17 protein-coding genes and 1 tRNA gene are annotated in these 19776 nt (G+C 31.6%); 3 read left to right on the forward strand and 15 right to left on the reverse strand.

The window, feature by feature from the left end; translation table 11 throughout:
- Window positions 1-66: 66 nt before the first annotated feature.
- The 14 genes from ABWP20_RS06845 to ABWP20_RS06910 form a co-directional block, all read right to left on the reverse strand.
- Window positions 67-1122 carry a uroporphyrinogen decarboxylase family protein gene (locus tag ABWP20_RS06845; RefSeq protein ID WP_353095036.1) on the reverse strand — a complete coding sequence of 352 codons (1056 nt, stop codon included), beginning with the start codon at window positions 1120-1122 and terminating at the stop codon, window positions 67-69.
- Between the two features lie 22 nt (window positions 1123-1144).
- Window positions 1145-1912, reverse strand: a complete 768-nt coding sequence (locus tag ABWP20_RS06850) for an ABC transporter permease (RefSeq protein WP_353095038.1) — start codon at window positions 1910-1912, stop codon at window positions 1145-1147.
- Window positions 1909-2715, reverse strand: coding sequence for an ABC transporter ATP-binding protein (locus ABWP20_RS06855; protein WP_353095040.1), 807 nt, complete (start codon window positions 2713-2715; stop codon window positions 1909-1911). The genes ABWP20_RS06850 and ABWP20_RS06855 overlap by 4 nt, the downstream gene beginning before the upstream one ends.
- 396 nt (window positions 2716-3111) lie before the next feature.
- Window positions 3112-3891 (reverse strand): pseudouridine-5'-phosphate glycosidase, encoded by a 780-nt coding sequence (locus ABWP20_RS06860; RefSeq protein WP_353095042.1) that lies wholly within the window; start codon window positions 3889-3891, stop codon window positions 3112-3114.
- Window positions 3892-3952: 61 nt separating this feature from the next.
- Window positions 3953-4876: an ABC transporter permease gene (locus ABWP20_RS06865; RefSeq protein ID WP_353095044.1), complete on the reverse strand. Its 924-nt coding sequence runs from the start codon at window positions 4874-4876 to the stop codon at window positions 3953-3955.
- Window positions 4870-5967, reverse strand: coding sequence for an ABC transporter permease (locus ABWP20_RS06870; RefSeq protein ID WP_353095046.1), 1098 nt, complete (start codon window positions 5965-5967; stop codon window positions 4870-4872). Before ABWP20_RS06870 ends, ABWP20_RS06865 begins: the two co-directional genes overlap by 7 nt.
- Window positions 5957-7486 carry an ABC transporter ATP-binding protein gene (locus tag ABWP20_RS06875; RefSeq protein WP_353095048.1) on the reverse strand — a complete coding sequence of 510 codons (1530 nt, stop codon included), beginning with the start codon at window positions 7484-7486 and terminating at the stop codon, window positions 5957-5959. The genes ABWP20_RS06870 and ABWP20_RS06875 overlap by 11 nt, the downstream gene beginning before the upstream one ends.
- 64 nt (window positions 7487-7550) lie before the next feature.
- Window positions 7551-8621 carry a BMP family ABC transporter substrate-binding protein gene (locus ABWP20_RS06880; RefSeq protein WP_353095050.1) on the reverse strand — a complete coding sequence of 357 codons (1071 nt, stop codon included), beginning with the start codon at window positions 8619-8621 and terminating at the stop codon, window positions 7551-7553.
- Between the two features lie 224 nt (window positions 8622-8845).
- Window positions 8846-9043, reverse strand: a complete 198-nt coding sequence (locus ABWP20_RS06885; RefSeq protein ID WP_353095051.1) for a tautomerase family protein — start codon at window positions 9041-9043, stop codon at window positions 8846-8848.
- 228 nt (window positions 9044-9271) lie between these two features.
- Window positions 9272-10366, reverse strand: coding sequence for a uroporphyrinogen decarboxylase family protein (locus tag ABWP20_RS06890; RefSeq protein WP_353095052.1), 1095 nt, complete (start codon window positions 10364-10366; stop codon window positions 9272-9274).
- An 87-nt stretch (window positions 10367-10453) separates the two neighbouring features.
- Entirely contained in the window at window positions 10454-11596 is a 1143-nt protein-coding gene (locus ABWP20_RS06895; RefSeq protein ID WP_353095053.1) for a double-cubane-cluster-containing anaerobic reductase, read from the reverse strand.
- A gap of 14 nt (window positions 11597-11610) precedes the next feature.
- Window positions 11611-12756 (reverse strand): double-cubane-cluster-containing anaerobic reductase, encoded by a 1146-nt coding sequence (locus ABWP20_RS06900; RefSeq protein WP_353095054.1) that lies wholly within the window; start codon window positions 12754-12756, stop codon window positions 11611-11613.
- Between the two features lie 227 nt (window positions 12757-12983).
- A complete protein-coding gene (zupT, locus tag ABWP20_RS06905; protein ID WP_353095055.1) occupies window positions 12984-13799 on the reverse strand; it encodes a zinc transporter ZupT in 816 nt (271 codons plus the stop codon).
- A gap of 686 nt (window positions 13800-14485) precedes the next feature.
- Window positions 14486-14626, reverse strand: a complete 141-nt coding sequence (locus ABWP20_RS06910; RefSeq protein WP_353095056.1) for a hypothetical protein — start codon at window positions 14624-14626, stop codon at window positions 14486-14488.
- A gap of 472 nt (window positions 14627-15098) precedes the next feature.
- Here ABWP20_RS06910 and ABWP20_RS06915 point away from each other — a divergent pair.
- Window positions 15099-15174, forward strand: a tRNA-Val gene (locus tag ABWP20_RS06915).
- A gap of 123 nt (window positions 15175-15297) precedes the next feature.
- Window positions 15298-16743, forward strand: a complete 1446-nt coding sequence (locus tag ABWP20_RS06920; RefSeq protein WP_353095057.1) for a leucyl aminopeptidase — start codon at window positions 15298-15300, stop codon at window positions 16741-16743.
- 71 nt (window positions 16744-16814) lie between these two features.
- Here ABWP20_RS06920 and ABWP20_RS06925 read toward each other — a convergent pair whose 3' ends face one another.
- Window positions 16815-18029, reverse strand: a complete 1215-nt coding sequence (locus ABWP20_RS06925; protein ID WP_353095058.1) for an L-lactate MFS transporter — start codon at window positions 18027-18029, stop codon at window positions 16815-16817.
- A gap of 167 nt (window positions 18030-18196) precedes the next feature.
- Here ABWP20_RS06925 and ABWP20_RS06930 point away from each other — a divergent pair, with 167 nt between their 5' ends.
- Window positions 18197-19720 carry a putative polysaccharide biosynthesis protein gene (locus ABWP20_RS06930; protein WP_353095059.1) on the forward strand — a complete coding sequence of 508 codons (1524 nt, stop codon included), beginning with the start codon at window positions 18197-18199 and terminating at the stop codon, window positions 19718-19720.
- Window positions 19721-19776 lie beyond the last annotated feature (56 nt).

Here is a 19776-nt window from a genome sequence, read left to right on the forward strand (position 1 = left end):
TTAGTTCCTCCTTGTTATTCTAACCTATATTAGTTTCTATAATATCTAAATTTAATACTATTCTACTTAATCATATCTTCCAAAATCCTTTACTGCTCTGAGCATTGCATCAACATTACAAGCTGGAGTCGTAGGAGAAAGTCCGCAATCAGGCATTAAGATAAACCCACCTGGAAAATCTTTCATCTTCTCAATTATATATTTACTTTCCTCATAAACCTTATCCGGATGCTCATTATTTAATGTAGTATTTTTTACATTACCTCCTATAATATAGTCATCACCCAAGTATTCTGCTGTCTTCACTATATCCATCTCAGTGCCGATTGCAAATACTGCCCTTTTAGGAACCTTTATATCCTTTATCCAATAGCCAAGATTATTAATATGATCTCCACATAAATGAATGACCATCTTTCTTACTCCCCAATTTTGCAAAGTCTCTATAATCTCTTTAGTATAAGGTAGTGAGAACTCCTCGAAATTTTTAGATGATATTAAAGCATGAGACTCTAACGGATATGCAGTAAAAGCTGAAGCCTTTTCAACACCAAATCTATCAATCATATATTTGGCAATTTCAAGAATATAGTCAGTACTTATTCTCATAAGATAATGAATTCTCTTTGGATCCCTTATCATGGATTTTAATAGTTCCTGTGGCCCTATAAGTGCCTCTACTCCTGTAAGTGCCGAACCCGCCGGAACGCTATATCCAAACCCTCTTTCTATTGACAGTTCTGCAAACCTTATCATTCTTGATGCCATTGGTGCCTTATTTATATCCGGTATATTTAATTTCAGAATATCTTTAGTAACTTCAATTGGATACTTTACTATTTTAGGTAAGGCTGCTCTATTTCTGGTTGAAAATTCTAACTCTCCTCCAAAATCCCAAGTCTGCCAATTTGGGACTCCATAGCCTGGTCCGGCATCATATTTATGAAGCATTATTGAATTTATATGAGATTTTAAAGCTATTTCAGGCTCTAAATAATATTCCCTTGAGGTATAATTAGATATCAATGCAGTATACGTACTAGCAAATGGATTCATTGGTACCCTGTCTATCTTTGTCTTCATAGCTAGACCTTTCATTCTTTCAGCTGAAGTTAACTCCATATTAACCCTCCATCATCTATATTTAATTACTTTCTTGTCTCCAACGAAGCACTTTTTTTTCCACATGTTTTAATAAAGAATCTATAATTGACATTAAGAAAAATAAGATAGATATGCACGAAAGTACCCTTGTAATATTATAAACACCGCCTGCTGATTGAACCATCCATCCAAGCCCACGATTTGAACCTAAATATTCTCCTACAATAGTACCCATAACAGCTGAACCTGCTCCTGCCCTTAGACTTGCAGCAATCCAAGGAATACATGAAGGCAAAGTTACTTTCATTATTATCTGAAACTTTGATGCCCCCATTAATCTCAATGTGTTGAGCAGATTAATATCTGTACTTCTAAAGCCTGCATATGCATTAAAGAATACTAGAAAAAACACCATAATTGCTGACATAAATATCTTCGCTTCTATACCTATGCCAAACCATATTATAAAAAGAGGCCCTAAGGCTAATTTAGGCAATCCATATAGCCCTACTAAAATGGGATCAAATATCTTTGAAAGTATTTGAAAATTACCGAATAGAAAAGCCACAACCACCCCTGCAACAGTCCCATATAATAATCCTAAAATAGATACACCAAGGGTTATACTAATATTAGGCCAAATTTCACCAGTTTTAAATAGTATGATTAAATCCTTAAAAATTTCCAATGGTGAACTGAAATGAAATGTATTTATCATCTCTCTATTAGCTGCAATTTGCCAAGCTACTATAAAAATAGCTATAAATCCTATACAATAACTTTTATCTATCATGGATTTCTTGCTCATATTATAGCCATTTCCTCCTCTCTCGATATAATCACTTCATTCTTTATATCCTTCCAAATAGCTTTCTCCAATTCTATAAAGAGAGATTTATGCCTATTTTCCTGAATATTTCTTGGTCTAGGAATATCAACTTTATATTCAGACTTTATATTTGATGGTCTATAGCTCATCAATATTATTCTATCAGCCAAGTTAATAGCTTCAGCTATATCATGAGTTATATAAATTATAGTATTCTTCCTTTTCTCCCAAATCTTAAGTATTTCCTCCTGAAGCAATTCCTTTGTGAATACATCTAATGGACCAAAAGGCTCATCCATGAAAATTATGCTAGGATTTGTAGCAAGTGCTCGAATTATAATAGCCCTTTTTCTCATACCTCCTGATAATTCATAGGGGTATTTATACTCAAATCCTGATAAACCACTGGTCTCCATAAGCTCCCTTGCAATTTCATACCTTTCTTTCTTAGAAATACCTTCAACCTCTAAGCCAATAGCTACATTATCAATTATTTTCCTCCAAGGAAGCAGAGTATCAGATTGAGATATATATCCAATTCTATGCTTATTAAAATCAAGGTCTTCTCCATCAATTATTACCTGTCCATTTGTTGGTTTTATCATACCTGACATAATATTCAATAAAGTACTTTTACCACATCCGCTTGATCCAACAATAGCAAGAAATTCCCCATCTTCCACAGCTAAATTTATATTATTTAATGCATGAACCATTTTTCCATCTTTGGATTCATAATAATGAATAACATCATTAACTTGCAATTTAATTTTCTTTTCCATATAGAAACAACCACCTCCTTCTGTCTACAGCATTTTCAAATGCTATTATCCTAATAATTAGTTAACCCATTGTTTCCTATGAATAATCTGTTTATAAGTGGATATATGGATTGCTTTTTTATTTGCTACAATTATCCCCTCCGTATTCAATATAAAATGCTTTGGATTAATAGGATTATTTCATGTTAACTTTATAACATCCTTTAACAGTGTATATTAATTTAAAAAACTAATCTAATTATTTTTTTAAATATAAGCATTATAATTTATAGATATAATTTATAATAAAATCATCAATAAAGGTTCTTTCATATTTGATTTAAATCTGTCTAAATTGATGAAGATATATAGTATCTACAGCATTAATATAATGAATATCTAGTAAATCTCTATATCTTATTTTATTAATTCATTTGCCCAAATGCTGTTTTCAATTAATGACTTTAATTGTAGTTCAGAAGATTTTCCAAATGACAGTGTATCTATCATGGCATTTGCTGCGGGATGGTAATATTGTCCTCTTTCTTCCGCTTCCTTACCTGCATTTTTAGCTTTTTCTATTATAGTTAAATCTTTTAATCTAATTTCATTTGGTATAGGATTTAATAACAATGTTTTTCCTTTTAATGGTTGTCCACTGTATTTGCCTGTAAGTTTAATTGATTTATCAGTTACCATAAAACCATCTATAGTATCTGTATCTTTGCCCCATATACTGACATCATGGTCCAATAACCATTTAATAGTTGCCTCTATATCTATAACATCCTTTGGTGAAGTAGCTATCAATGTTACATCCATAGTTGCTATGGCAGGTAAATCTGCACATAGCTCTTCTCCTATAATATCTCCAATGCCACCCATTCCGGCAGTTACTGCAATATGGATTCCTCTTTCCCTTGCTGCCATCATGGTTCCAGATGCAGTTAGAGCACCGCTTATACCATTATCACAGGACTCTATAAAGATATCCTTATCAATTCGTATCAATTCCTTAGCTCTATTTCTAAAACTAATAAATTCGTTTATATTTCCTATTATTACTTCTCCCATATCAACCCAAGCTATACATTTATGCTCCCAAGGCCATAACTCAACAAGGGTTTCATTATCAATGGATTTTAATCCATGGGTCAATAAAGCTGTTTCTACGATGAATTTAGTTTCTATATTCATTAAATTCTCACTTCCTTAAATTAATATTATTATTTAAATCCGTTATTAATTATCTCCATTCTTAATTATCTATTATAGGTTTCCTGCTAAAATTCTTTATATTGCTAATAATCAATACTAAAATAACCACTACAAAAGGCATCATCTGCAATAACTGAGTAGGTACTCCAAATGATGTTAAGGTAAGGGTTATTGCATTTGTATAAGCAAATAACATACCTATCAATGCAGCTTTTAAAGGGTTTCCCTTCCCCACAAGTATAGCCGCAAAGGCTAAAAATCCACGACCTGCTGTCATGTTTTCAGAAAACATACTTAGTCCTGACAAAGGCATATAGGCACCGCCTAAGCCTGACATCATTCCCATAATAATCAATGCTATCCACCTGTATTTTAATATATTTACTCCTGAGGTCTGAGCTCCTACCTCGTTAATTCCAATACCTCTAAGTCTTAGACCAAAGGGAGTCTTATACATGATTATAACGCCTATTAATATAGAGATATAAGCTATATATACAAGTATAATTTGATTGTTTAAGACCTTATTGATATATGGAATTGACTTTAAAACAGGTATATCTATAGGTTGAAAATTTACAATTTGAGGACTATGAAAGAAACCCCTTACTTTAAATATCTTAGTTAATAACAAGGTAGTCATTGCCCATGACCCGAAGTTAAGTGCTATACTTACAATCATTGGATTTGCATTAAAATGAAGTACAAATATACCAAAAACTGCAGCAAGGATTACTCCTGCAAGAATAGCTAATAAAGCACCTATATAGGGACTTCCCGATAAATAGCTTCCCCATGCAGCAAAGAATGCTGCTGAAAGCATAAAACATTCAAAGGCAATACAAAATGTTCCTGTTTGTCTACTGAAGGAACCGCCTATGCTTGTCAATATAATTGGAGTGCTCAATCTAAAGGTAGCTGACCATGTTACAGTTCCAAATAAGATTTCCATTATAGTCAACATATTGAAGAGCCTCCTTTACAATTAATTTTCTTTGACTTTATCTTCTCTTTCCATTTGTTAAATAAATTATCATAATCAATAGAAACAAATAATACAAATAACATTTGAATTATGATGACTACAAGTCTATTTAACGTAGTCATACGTTCCATATGCAATGCCCCTTGTTTAAGAGCTCCCCATATAAGAGAAACTATTATTACTGCAATTGGGTTATTATTTGCTACACGAGTTATCATAATCCCATCCCAACCTAAATTATTACTGAAATTAGGCGTGAATCTATAATATGAGCCGGTCACCTCTATACCCCCGCCCATTCCAGATATTAGACCTGATATTAGAAAAACCAGTACAAAGGATTTATTGATATTTACTCCACCCATTCTGGCAAAATTCATATTCTGTCCTATTTGAGTAAATTCATAGCCCTCTAAAGTATATTTATAGATAAATGCTATGAATAATAAAATTCCTAATGCTATAAAAATCCCAGTATTGGCAGTAGTACCTTTGATGATTGTAGAAAGCCTAGCAGTCTTAAATATCTGGGGAGTTGTTATAGATGCGGAGCCGTTAGCAGACTGCTGTCCTCCCATTATTATCCACATGGTTATATATTCTGTTAGATACTTTGCTATGAAATTAAGTATTAAAGTTGTTATAAGCTCATCAATTTTAAAATACATCCTAAGTAATGCCGGTATTAATGCATATAACATTCCAACTACAGATGCAGCTAATAAACATGCTATTACATGCAGTCCATGGGGTAGTTCTATGGAATATCCGATTATTGCTGCTGATAATGCTCCCATATATAGCTGCCCTTCAATACCTAAATTGGAGACTCCTGATTTAAATGCGACTATAGCTGCCCCTCCTACCATTAAGCTGGATATAACCCATCTAATGGTATTTCCAATATTTATCTTACTTCCGAAGGCACCTTCAACAATATACCCTACAGCTTCCAAAGGGCTTTCTCCTTGAACAGCAATTAGAATACATCCAAATAAAAGAGTTAATATAATTGATATACTATATCTTAATATAGTTCCCCTAACCTCATGACTCATTTTAAGCTTCATGGATTTCACCACCTAACATCATAAGACCTATCTGCTCTTCTGTTAATGATCTGCTGTCTTTATGCTCAATTATGGAGCCATTATACATTACTAATATCCTATCAGAAAGCTGCATCACTTCATTGAGCTCATGGCTGATTAACAGTATCCCTACTCCTTCTTCTGCCATTTCAATTATTCTCTTCCATATAAATTCAACTGAGCCAACATCAATCCCTCTAGTCGGGTCTTCAATAATCAATAGCCTTTGCTCTTGTAAAAATTCACGTCCTACTAGAAGCTTCTGTACATTACCTCCTGACAGAGTCTTTACCTTATCTTCTATTCCTTGTATCTTTACTGAATAGTCCTTAACTATTTTATTTGTAAATATATTTATATCTTTATAATCAAGTAGATGTTTAATCTTAAATCCTTTGGCCCTATGGTAACCCATTATTGCATTTTCCCATATAGTCCCTTCTTTATTAGTACCTACAGATGACCTGTCTTGAGCAATATATCCCATTCCCATTTTTCGCCTTTTAGCTATTGTCTCATCTATTACATTTTCTCCTGAGAACAGTATTTCACCATCTTTATTACAGTTTGACAGACCTACCAATGCTTCTACCAACTCTGCCTGACCTGAACCTGCTATTCCCGATATACCTACTATCTCTCCCGCATGTACATTAAAACTGGCATTTTTAACTCTTGTTACTCCTGACGAATCCTTAACTGATAAATTTTCAACCTTCAGTACAGCATTTCCTATTATAGGTTCCGGCTTATCAACTTGCAATATGACTTCTCTTCCAACCATAAGTCTGGCTAATTCCAATTCGTTTGTATTCTTAGCTGATAAATTTCCTGTTACTCGACCATTTTTTAATACCGTAATATCATCAGCAATTTCCAACACTTCTTTCAATTTATGGGTTATAAGTATTATAGTTTTCCCTTGAGCCACTAAAAATCTTATGGCATTAAATAAACCCTCTACTCCTTGAGGAGTCAATACAGAAGTTGGCTCGTCCAATATTATAATATCTGCATTTCTATATAAAACCTTTATAATCTCCACTTGCTGTAATGTAGCAACTGGTAATTCATCGACCTTTGTATCAATAGAAATATTAAATTTATATTTCTTACATATCTCTTCCACTTTTCTTCTGGACTTCTTATAATCTATAAAAATTCCTTTTTTCTGCTCAAACCCCATTATTATATTATCCAAAACTGTCATCTCAGGAAAAACCATAAATTCCTGATATACCATTCCTATTCCATGTCGAACTGCATCTAAGGGGTTCTTAAAATTTACCAGCTCCCCATGAACATATATATTTCCACTATCAGGGCTTTGAATATTAGTTAGTATATTCATCAAAGTACTTTTGCCGGCACCATTTTCTCCAATTAATGCATGTACTGTACCTTGTCTGACTTTAAACGTAATATTATCATTGGCCTGCAGGTCCTTAAATTTCTTATTAATATTATGCATTTCCAATACAAATTTATCTTTATCCATATCTCTATCTCCTTGATATGCAAATATAGGAACGTTTAAACGTTCCTATATTTAAAAAATATTATTAATAATTTAGTCTATATTGTTCAAATCCTTCATAAACATCTACTTTTCCGCTTTTAATATCCTCAATTAATTGTTTAACCTTTGCTAGTAAGTCTTCCGGAATATTTTTTTCATCTCTTTCGTCATAAACAGCGCCGCCTGAGCTTAGGTCAAAATCCACTGATGTTCCAAATTCTTTTCCTGCTGCATGATCTTCAGCTAAGGATATAACCGCAATATCCATTGACTTAACTGCTGACCAGAACACGGCTGGGTCTATATCTCCTTGCCAATCATCAACACCAATAACTTTGATACCTGCTTCTGCACAGGCTGATATTACTCCAGGTCCTCCTAAATATGCACTTTGATATATAATATCTACATCATTGTTTTGAATCATTGTTTTAGCAGTTTCTTGTCCCTTAACCGGATCAAATGGATCTCCTGTAAATGCAGAGATTACTGATTTGCCATTGTTAGCATAGTTAACACCTGCTGTATATCCATCACGGAATCTTTGAACCTTTAGTATATCCTTATGTCCAATCCAACCAACTATATCCTTTTCAGTCATATTTGCAGCTACATAACCAGCTACAAATGATGATTCAAATGGGTCAACAGATACACTTGTTGCATTTTTCTTATCATGTTCCATATAAGTATCTAACATAAATATATGAAGATCTGGATAATTTTCTGCTAGTTCATCAGAAAGTTCCAATGCTACATTGCTTAATTCATCAAACATAGTAAACATAGCTGTATATCCTTGAGCTGCCATTGCTCTAATTTGTTCCGGATATTCTGATGCTTCTGATACTTCAATTGACTTAACTTCCCATCCTTTTTTCTCTAACTCTTGAAATCCGCTCCATATTAAATCTGTAAAATCATTTCCCAATGGTGTTGTTGTTATTAAACATGCTTTTTTAGCAATTCCATCTTTACTTCCTTCACCATTTTCTTCTCCTGTAACTTCTGGTTTTCCTTGATCTACATTTGCCGGTTCTGCATCTTTCTTGGTACATGCTGTCATTGTCACTACTAGCATAATAGCCATAACTAAACTAAGTAATCTTTTCACTCGTATCTCCCTTTCTTTTAATTTTATAGTTCATCCTTGAATAGGATTTTTAGATAAAATATAAGTAAACCATATCTGATTTAATTAGTAATTACATTTTATCTATATTCCCTTTATACAAAGATTTTCTTATTTTTTATAAAAATAACCCTCAACATTTTGTCGAGGTTATATTTTAAACAATTTAAATTATAGACATCTTTATCAAAATACTTAGGAAATTACTATTTGGAGCAAACCGATTTTCCTCCGCATCCCCAATTTTCACTTGGATGCTCTTCAATAATTACAGTAGTCTTAGTATAATAGTCTTCATTGCCTATGGCTTCTGCTAAAGCATGGCTAACTTTCTCTATTGCATCTTGCTTCATATTGCTATCCTTCAAAACGCCTTCTTTCATCTTTAAGATTATTAACGGCATATTATCTTGCTCCTTTCATTTAATAATTAATCTATATTCAGTCCAATAATTTATAACTGAATATAAAAGTGATATCTAATATGTACTTTACATATCTTTCGACATTTTCAGATATGTTTCGATATTTTTCATGATAGCACATCACATTTCTATAGTACAATTAAATATATCTATCCTAGTATTTTCTTTATAGATTTTATCTATCGATATAATCCCATTTGACTCCCTCTACTCTTCACTGAATAACAACTCCTCATCAATAGGATAACTTCCATATATTCTAGCTGCATCAACTAATGCTTGGATATTTTCAATTGGTGTATTCATAGGAATTTGACATCCTGCTGAAAGAACAAAACCTTTCTTAGAGTCATAAGCTTTTCCAATACATTGTTTTGCTGCCCTAAGGACATCTTCTACTTTACCTAGTCTCATTACATCTACTGGTGGAACATTACCTGATATCGTTATCCTATTTCCCATTATTTCTTTTGCATCTTCAAGATCTTCTTCATTATCTATGCTAAAACTTGAAATTCCAGTATTCATTACATGCTCCCAAATTTCCTTACTCTTACCACAAATATGTATGGATGAGCTACGTCCTGTTAATTCTTTTACTTTATCTACATTTTTCTTAATATAAGGTGCAGAAAACTCATTAAAATGCTTAACACTTATTACACTTGTGGAGGAAACTGGATCGGAAAACCCTACCCCTACTCCTAATTCTACAGCTTTTTCAATTAGTTTGTTATTAGATTCTGTTATTATTTCCATCAATATATAAATATCTTTAGGATATTTAATCATCCACTTCAATAAATTCTCTGTACCTACTACTGAGGCAGCTGTACTAAAAGGTCCCGTCAATCCCAATCCAACCTTTGCCTTATTTCCTATCTTTTCTTTTAGTATCTTTAAAGCTTTAAGTACTATAGGTAATCTTCCATCTTTCTCAGGATTCGGTGGAACTAGATTTGCTATATCTCCTACATTCTTTATAGCAGGGGATTCTAATAACTGAAGCCCGTTATCTGGATAATATAATTTAGAACCCATGGCCTCTCCGACTCCTTGTAATGTAGTTGAAACACTAAGACCATCAGCCCCAAATCTTTCATATAATGCAAGTTTCAATTCAACCATTTTCTCTGCAGAATAATAATATTCTTTAGTACTTATACCTATTAAAGATGCCATGGTTTCTCCAGTACTAATACTGCAAGGTATTCTATCTACATCTTCTCCCTTTGCAAAAGCTGTCATTCTTTCTATTGAAGTCATTTGATCCTTCTTAGGTTTCAATTTATATCCTTTCAAATTTATTCCTCCCTAACTAATTAGATAAATAATTAGAGAACAGTCATCATTTGAACACTGTTCTCTAATTTCTACTTTTTATTGATTCTATAGCATTTCCAAAAATGCGGATATTCTAGTAGTCAATTGTCCTATGGTTTCTTGTGAATAATCAGTTTCTAAATGAAGATATGGTCTATTCTTTGCATTCACAGTGGTTTTTACCCTATTTCCTTCCATATTATAAGTATGACATGATTGAAGTGTTATATCTATAACACCATCTATTTTATATTCATCAATATAATTCGATATCATATTCATTCGATGATCATTTGGACTCATACATGCGCATCCTGATTTTAAATATCTTTCAGTAAGTGCATCTATTGGATCTCCTTCTTCGTCAACTTTATCCTCTTTATCCTTTATAGATGAACACATTTCAAAACATACTACTACACCGCCATTTTCTTCAATTATCTTTATTATATTTTCAGTAGCATCTCCAAGGGGAGAGCCTGTTACAAGGATTCTCTTTGCTGTAGTAGGTACTTTACTTCCATTCTTTTCATAGTCTTCTTTTATATCATTTGTCAACTTCTCTATTCTCTCTATTTCCTTTTCCTTATCAGCAATAAACAATGTAGCCTGCAAAACACGTCTAAGATCAAATCCATAGATTGGAGGAGGTGTCAATTTACCTAATTCATAAAACTCCCTTAAAGCTTTTCTCTCTTTATTTCTTATTTTTATTCTTTCTCGTATTTTTTCATCAGTTATCTCTACATTTAATTCCTTTTCTATGGCCTCTTTTAACTTTACCATTTCAGATCTATAATACCTAAAGGAATCTGAAGCCTTTGGATTTTGGGGTAAATGCATTATATGCATAGGCTTAAAATCACCTAAAAATTCATACATCTTTTTCTTTCCATCACAAGTTGTTTCCCCAATTAGCATATCTGAAAAATAAAAGTAAGGACATTTATCTTCAACTGCAAATCCATAACTTGATTTAATTAAAGGGCAAAGATTAGCTGGAAGATGTTTTTCTGCATAAGGAATAGTTTCTGCTGACATTCCGCATAACCATGCAGCTATAGCTCCAGAGGCAGTTATTATCTCCCAAGGCGCAAATCCGCAATATACTCCTATTACTTTCTTACCTTCATCCTTTAACTCCTTAGTAGTAATAAAGCCATTTTGTCTTGCTTCAGCAAATTCATTTAACATTTGAGTAAAATCCATGATATCATTCTCCTTTATAGCATCTCAATAAATGCTTCTATTCTAGTGCGAAGTTGTCCAATTTCTGCTGGTGTAATATTGCTTTCAATCTCCATATATTCAATATTCTTTTTCTCAGTTATAAGTCTCTTCATTAATATGGTCTCAACTCCAAATGTAAGACATGCCTGAAGGGATAAATCAATAACTCCATCTATCTTATATTTATCAATTAATTCTGAAATAAGATTCATTCTTCTATTATTTGGTGTCATCACTGGACAAGGGATATTTAAATATTTCTCAGCAATACCATCTATTGGATTAATATCCTCTCTTACTAAGTCCTTAGTTTCCTTCATCCAATCACAAGTCTCTAAACAGACAAGATTTCCTCCTGCCCCTTCTATAATATTTATTATTCTATCCATTTTTTGACCCAATGGACAGCCAGTTAATAGGATTTTAGGTTTCTTACTAATCCCTATATTATCAGCTTTAGTTTCTGATTTAATCGTTTCTGTTATAGTCTTTATATCTTCCAATGCCTTTTCATTATCCAATCTATAATTGTAATTAGCTAATATTGTATAAACTTGTCCACTACTTAAGATTATAGGAGCTTCAGTCCATGTTTCATATAAATCTCTTAAAGCAATTCTCTCCGCATTTCTTAATTTAATAGCCTCTTTAATTTTTTCATCTGAAATCTCAACTTTAAACTCCAATTCAAGTTTCTCTCTTAATCTTTCAATCTCATTTCTCCACAATGAGTATTCTTCTTCCCCTTCATTTCTTTGAGGTAGTTGCAAAATATGAGTTTCTCTAATATTTCCTAAATACTCATACATCTTTTTCTTTCCATCACAGGTTGTCTCCCCTACGATTAAGTCAACAGCCTTAAAATATGGTGAATTCCCACCTAAGGCCTCTCCATAACTTGATTTAACTATATTACAAATATTGCTAGGTAATTCTTTTTCCCCTATAAGTATATATTCATCTGTTGTATTACACAGTCTAATTGCCTTTGCATTAGCTGCTAATATCAACTCTATTGGTGTAAATGAACAATATGTACCAACTATCTTTGCACCTTCATTTTTTAATCTGTTTAATTCTTTAATCGAATCAGCTCTAGCATTAATAAATCTCTCTAGGATTTCCTTTATTTCCTCCACTCGAAGTCCACCTTTCATTGTTAAACTAATTTCAAATTTATCAGATTTATTTACCTACTTAAAGCATTATCAATTTTTTTAATTGATGCAGTTATACATATAAATAAAATTAATATATCAAATGTAATACTTTGAAATTCATTATTAAAAGGTTCTCTTTAAGACTAAAAATAAGTAATAACTTCCTATGAGATATAAAAAAATCAGGGAACTAATCCCTGATTTTTTTAATGATGATGGAATATACTCATGGATAAAGCCATTACCATCATTCCTACAATAGCTCCATATACTGATATATGATGATCTTCGTATTTTTGAGATGATGGCAATAGTTCATCTAATGATACAAATATCATAATACCTGCTACTATGGAGAAAAGGATTCCGAAAACTAAGTCATTGAAGAAATTTGATAAAATCAGATATCCTATAATTGCACCTAAGGGTTGGCAAAGACCTACAAATAAGGAATATAAAAATGCTTTCTTCTTACTGCCTGTAGAATAATAAATTGGCACTGATATAGCGATACTTAATGGTATATTGTGAAGAATTACTGCTGCAGCTATGGGGACTGATACAGATATATCTTTTAATCCTGCAGTAAAAATCGCTAATCCTTCTGGTAAATTGTGTATAGCTATTGCAACAGCCGACATAAGTCCTAGCTTTGATAGATGCTCACCATTTTCACAATCATCGTTATCGTGGTCATGATCATGCCCATGATGTTCATGATAATGTCCTCCATATTTATGAACTAATTTTTCTATAATTGCAGTAATAAACATACCTCCAAAAAAACCTGCCAAGGCTATAAATTTACCATGTTCTCCAAAATATCCTTCTATTAATTCCATTCCTTCTGGTAAAATCGCCATAAAGGATACATATATCATTATCCCTGCGGAAAAGCTCAATGCTATAGCTAAAAACCTTTTATTAGTTTCCTTTACAATAAATGATAATAAACTACCAAGTCCCATGGATAATCCCACTATAGTCGTAAGCCCCAATGATAATATTGCTTCTTTATTCATTTTTCACATCTTCTCCCGTTGTTTTTTATTAAAATATTAGCTCGTATGTTGGTCATAGTCTTAATTCTATTTTTATCTACATTTAAATTTGCAGACCATCTTTCAGATTTAAAATCTATAATTTAAAGAATAAATTATGACTTCCTCTCTTAATCTAGTTAAATATATAAATCTCATATAATGATATTAATCCTACTAATACCTAACTCCATAATCTTAGTATTGACACTAGATAGTGAAAATATAGTTATTATCCTAATTCCTATTGTCATTAATATAGATATAAGCTTAATATCTGATTATCTCAGTATCTAAGATAATAGTTAAAAGATAGATTCTATTATTAAAATCAGCCATATAATTTCTTTTAGCTACTTTATACCCCCTACTACAATAGCTAAAAGAATAATTGCAAATCTTTACTGTACAATTAATTAAAACTATTATTAGTAAATAAAGATATATTTTTCATAAAATATTTTCTTTCATTTTTACTTCAAAATATTATATCACAATACCCTATAATTGAGAAAAGAATTGTCAGGAGAATAACTCTCATGACAATTCTTAATTTATAGTTAAAGTTATTATAGGTACAATAATTGCTATAACAAAGGATAATACCAATAAGTAAATTATAACATTAGTAAACTTTGATTTTCGCATAAAATCCCTCCGACTATTAATTATACTTTAAATTCTTTAATTAGGCAATTTAATCTTTCAGCTATTGTACTTTGATTTTTTGTTTCCAATACTATCTGATCTAATACCTCCTTAGTTTCATTCATCCCCTTTAATATTTCATCTGCCGCTATCAAATGCACTAGTTGCCAGCTGCATAACTCCAGAATCAACTTCTTCTATAGTATAAGTTAACTCACCAGTAGCAAAATTAACACTCTATATCCTCTATTATATTTACCGTATTACTAGATATGCTAGTGAACTACCCCCACTTGTAGAAGTTTTGGCTCCTTGGTCAATATTCCGTTTATCCAAGCTCTAAAGATCATTCCAATCTCGCACTTACCAAAACTATATCGCTAATTTCAGTAGGTTTTTAAATGCATTTATGTCCATATCATGCTTAGTATTACATACATATCAACTATTATCTCCCCCATATATAGTCTCTATTTCTTATATCATAATCCATCTTTAATATAACTTCAACGGTTTTTACAATATTCTGTTATTTCCTAAACCTATAATAAAATAAAGAAATATATTATATCAAATACCTTCTAATATATTGCTAAACACAGTGGTTTATGATAATATATACTGGAATAATAAGGGCGGTTAACTCAGCTGGTAGAGTGTCATCTTGACGTGGTGAAAGTCGTAGGTTCGAGTCCTATACCGCCCACCATTTTAATTAATAATTAATACATTAGTCAATTTAGTAGACAGTATTTACTGTCTTTATTTTTTTTGCCTGTTTTATTTTCCTAATATTTGGTATAATTAGAGAGACTAAATAAATTAGAATGGGGTGTTGAATTTGAAGATATTAGTTGGTAAGGGTGGAGAAGTAGAAGTTCTTTTAGCATTTAAAGATACAAGTAAATTAGATAAATCACAGGAATTATATGACTATCTAAAGAAAAAAGAAATCTTTAAAGGTTCTTGTGGTGAAGTATATTCAGATATTTCGCCTAAAGGAGATAATATAGTAATACTGGGACTAGGAGAACAAGAAAAATTAACATTTGAATCTCTTAGGAAAGCTTTCTATAAATTAGGTAAAGAATTAATGAGATTTAAAGTAGAATCAGCAGAAGTAGAAGTACCTAAATTTGAAAATCTTTGCTACACAAAAACTAATATGGCCATAGCGGAAGGTCTTCTACAATCAGAATATGCTTTTGAAAAGTATTTATCTGAAAAGAAGGTAAAACCTACAGTTAAAGAGTTTTTCTTAAATATATTAGAAGATAAAAAAGAAAAAGTAGAAAAAGGACTTAATGAGATTAATAATATTGTAGATGGTATATTTCTAGCTAGAGACTTAGTTAATGAACCTGCCATAACAATGACTCCTGTTGAATTAGCTAAAAGAGCCAAGGAAGAATTAACAACTCTAGGTGTTGAAGTTGAAATACTTGAAAAAGATAAAATAGAAGAATTAGGAATGAAAGCATTTCTAGCTGTCACAAAGGGTTCTGCTATTCCACCTCAATTTATAGTGATGAAATGGAATGGAGATAGTTCATCAGAAGAAAAACTTGCTCTTGTTGGCAAAGGACTTACTTATGATTCAGGCGGATATTCTATAAAACCTGGAAATAGTATGGTAGATATGTATAATGATATGGCCGGCTCTGCTTCTGTAATCGGAACTATGAAAGCTATTGCTAAATCTAAGTTAAATAAAAATGTTGTTGCAGTTGTAGCTGCTTGTGAAAATCTAATTTCTGGTGAAGCATATAAACCAGGAGATGTAATTGGATCTATGGCTGGAAAAACCATTGAAGTATGGAGTACTGACGCAGAAGGTAGATTAACTTTAGCTGACGCCTTATGGTATGCTGCAACAGTAGAAAAGGCTAATAAAATAATCGATATTGCTACACTTACTGGTGCATGTGTTGTAGCTTTAGGTAATGTAAATACTGGAGCAATAACTAATGATGAAAATCTAATGAATTCAGTGAAAAATGCAGCAGAATTAGCAGGTGAACCAGTGTGGCAGTTACCTTCGAATAAAGAATATAAGGAGTTAATAAAAGGAACTGTCGGTGATTTAAAAAATACTGGCGGAAGAGGAGCAGGTACAATAACTGCTGGACTTTTCCTAGAAGAATTTGTAAATAATATTCCTTGGGTCCATCTAGACATAGCTGGAACAGCATTCCTTTCATCCGAAATGGGATATCTACCTAAAGGAGCTACTGGAGTTCCTGTAAAAACTCTATATCATTTAGCAAAGGAATATTAATAAAAAATATGTAATCATTAAAAGCTAGAGAACAAACTCTAGCTTTTTTATCTTTTAATAATATATTTTATTTAAGAATTTATTATTTCATTTCTAGACTTAAATGTAAACGCAATTATAGTTGATATAATAAGGAGTATGCCTGCTACTATATATGCAGTATTATAACTATTGGCAGAGTCAAAAATAGCTGCTGCTGTCATAGGTCCTATAATTCCTCCAACACCCCATCCAGTATAAACAAGGCCATAGTTCATTCCAAAGTTTTTAATTCCATATAAATCTGTTACAGCAGCAGGGAACACTGAAAATCCTGCACCATAGCATAGACCTGCTATAGCCACTCCTATGGATAAAAGAACTATATTTAAGTAGTAAGTGAATAAAAACATATTTACTCCCTGTAAAATAAATACTATTTTCATAAGCTTTACCCTACCTATTTTATCTGACAAAGTACCTCCTAATATTCTTCCAACAGCATTAAATATGGAAAGTAAAATTACTAATATAAATCCTGCCTGCCAGTTTACCTGATTTTTAGCAATACTTGATATATGACCTATAATCATCAAACCAGCTGAAGATGAAAATGTTAACATAAGCCAAAGCTTATAGAAATCTATGGTTTTCATCATTTCTTTCCATGTTAAATCATTAGATATTTTTTCTTTTTTATTGCCAATAGAATTATTCTTCTGATATAAGAAGCCTTCAGCTGGGTTTTCTAAAAACTGTGCTAGTATTAATGTTAAAACTAAAGCTCCAACCCCTATATATATAAAAGTCTTAGATATTCCAACTATATTTATTAGATAATTTGCTAATGGGGAATAGAATACAGAAGACAAGCCTACACCAGCCACTACTATTCCTGTTATCATTCCTTTCTTTTCATGAGGAAACCATTTAACTGCTGGAGGTGTAGTAGATGCATTTACAGTACCTATTCCTGCGCCTGCTACTACTCCCATAGTTATAATCATAGTCTTTGGATCTGTAAATATTCCTGAAAGAATAAGACCTACGCCCATTAATATTCCTCCAATTGTAACTGTTAGTTTAGGACCTTTTTCATCCTGTATCTTTCCAAATATGACCATAGCAATTACGAAGGATACTGTAATCATTGTATAAGGAAGTGATGCTTCCTTGCTGCTCCAATTAAGATCATCAACTAAGGCTTTGCTAATTACACTCCATATGTATACTAAGCCTGCTATGATATTGGTTAATGTAGCTGCCCATAATACTTTATATCCCTTTTTATTCAGATTCTTCTCCATACTAGCCCCCTTATTATATAATTATTTTCTACTATGACCATATTATACCATTGAAAAATCCTATCTACAATGAAGATAAAATAAGTCCAAATACTAGAATTCCTCTAGAATTTTATCTTCCATAAAACATATAAATAAATATTAGATAATTTTCGAGGAGTGATTTTTTGAATAAGGATAGATTCATCTATGGCTCAATTATTATGGTTTTTATGAACTTTCTTATGAAAATTATTGGATTTGCCTATGAGGTCTTCTTATCAAATCTTTTAGGTGCAGAAGCAATGGGATTGTTTCAAATTGCTATGTCTACTTTAATGACTTTCTTAATTATAACTACTTCCGGAATCCCTACATCTGTAACCAAATTAGTAGCGATAGAAAACTCTAAAAAGAATTCCAATAACGTAGAAAGTATATTTAGGTCAGCAATTACCTTTAATCTTTTTATTTCCATTATAATTAGTATAGTACTAATATTATTTTCTCAATTTATTTCTGTTAAGATGCTTAAAAACAAGGATATGGTACTTGGAGTATATTTTATGGTACCTGCCATTATTATTCTTTCTATAAGTTCAATATTAAGGTCTTATTTCTATGGTATGAAAGATATGATAACTCCAAGCATTGCACAGATAATTGAACATTTAACTAGATTTATTATTGTTATATCCATTCTTTATTATATATCTCCTGTAGATCCTATATATGGAGCTACTATAGCTATTTTAGGAGTTAGCATTGGAGAGTTCTTTGATCTCATGTGGTCATTAATTATGAAAAAACGATTATATAAAAATAACTATATCAGAAATAAATCTTACTTATTTAAGATTTTATATATGTCCATACCTTTGACTATTTCTGGGTCATTTGGTGTTATATTAAGATTTATCAATACAATTTTGATACCAAATAGACTTATGGCAGCAGGATATACAAGTAGTGAATCTATATCAATATTTGGCAGAATTATGGGAATGACTATGCCTTTAATTGGACTCTCTTTTATTGTCACATCTGCTTTAGTCATCAATCTAATACCTAGTTTATCTGAACAAATAGCTTTAAAAAGGTATAGAGATATAAAAAGAGATATACAACTTTCCATTAAGGTTACATTGCTAATATCTCTTCCTTTGATGTCTTTATATGTGGGATTTTCTAAACCATTAGCTGTATTTTTATATAATGACCTTATGGTTTCTGATTTTATACGTATTATGGGTGGGGGTACTGTTTTATTAGCATTACAACATACATTTTCAGGTATACTTCTAGGTCTTAATAAGCAAATAAATGCAACTGTCAACAGTATAATAGGTATGATAATTCGTATAGTTCTTATATATATCTTTACTGGAAATCCTCGATTTGGAGTAAACGGAATCTTTATCTCCTTTTATGGTTCTAATATAACTATTCTGATTTTAAATTTAATTACAATAAGATCTGTAGTAAAGTTTAGCATTGACTATATAGATATTATAGGAAAGCCTTTGTTTGCTTCTATATTTATGCTTGGATTTATCTATGTATCTACCTATGATATAGGAAATATTCAAAATATCAGCACTTTAGGATTTATATCCAGTTTATTAGCTGGCAGCCTATCCTATATATTTATTCTGTTCATAACTAAAGCAATCCCTAAAAATCTTTTTAGGAAATTAATTAATATACGTTAATTTACACATATTGTAAGCTATTTGTAACTCTTAGTTTAATATATTATTATATAATC

The organism is Tissierella praeacuta (genome assembly GCF_040396155.1).
Lineage (GTDB): Bacteria > Bacillota > Clostridia > Tissierellales > Tissierellaceae > Tissierella > Tissierella praeacuta_A.

Coding starts and splice junctions, on each gene's coding strand:
- zupT (WP_353095055.1), bottom strand. CDS start 13,799: ATGAATAAAGAAGCAATATTATCATTGGGGCTTACGACTATAGTGGGA.
- ABWP20_RS06865 (WP_353095044.1), bottom strand. CDS start 4,876: ATGTTGACTATAATGGAAATCTTATTTGGAACTGTAACATGGTCAGCT.
- ABWP20_RS06845 (WP_353095036.1), bottom strand. CDS start 1,122: ATGGAGTTAACTTCAGCTGAAAGAATGAAAGGTCTAGCTATGAAGACA.
- ABWP20_RS06925 (WP_353095058.1), bottom strand. CDS start 18,029: ATGGAGAAGAATCTGAATAAAAAGGGATATAAAGTATTATGGGCAGCT.
- ABWP20_RS06895 (WP_353095053.1), bottom strand. CDS start 11,596: ATGGATTTTACTCAAATGTTAAATGAATTTGCTGAAGCAAGACAAAAT.
- ABWP20_RS06870 (WP_353095046.1), bottom strand. CDS start 5,967: ATGAAGCTTAAAATGAGTCATGAGGTTAGGGGAACTATATTAAGATAT.
- ABWP20_RS06855 (WP_353095040.1), bottom strand. CDS start 2,715: ATGGAAAAGAAAATTAAATTGCAAGTTAATGATGTTATTCATTATTAT.
- ABWP20_RS06850 (WP_353095038.1), bottom strand. CDS start 1,912: ATGAGCAAGAAATCCATGATAGATAAAAGTTATTGTATAGGATTTATA.
- ABWP20_RS06875 (WP_353095048.1), bottom strand. CDS start 7,486: ATGGATAAAGATAAATTTGTATTGGAAATGCATAATATTAATAAGAAA.
- ABWP20_RS06885 (WP_353095051.1), bottom strand. CDS start 9,043: ATGCCGTTAATAATCTTAAAGATGAAAGAAGGCGTTTTGAAGGATAGC.
- ABWP20_RS06860 (WP_353095042.1), bottom strand. CDS start 3,891: ATGAATATAGAAACTAAATTCATCGTAGAAACAGCTTTATTGACCCAT.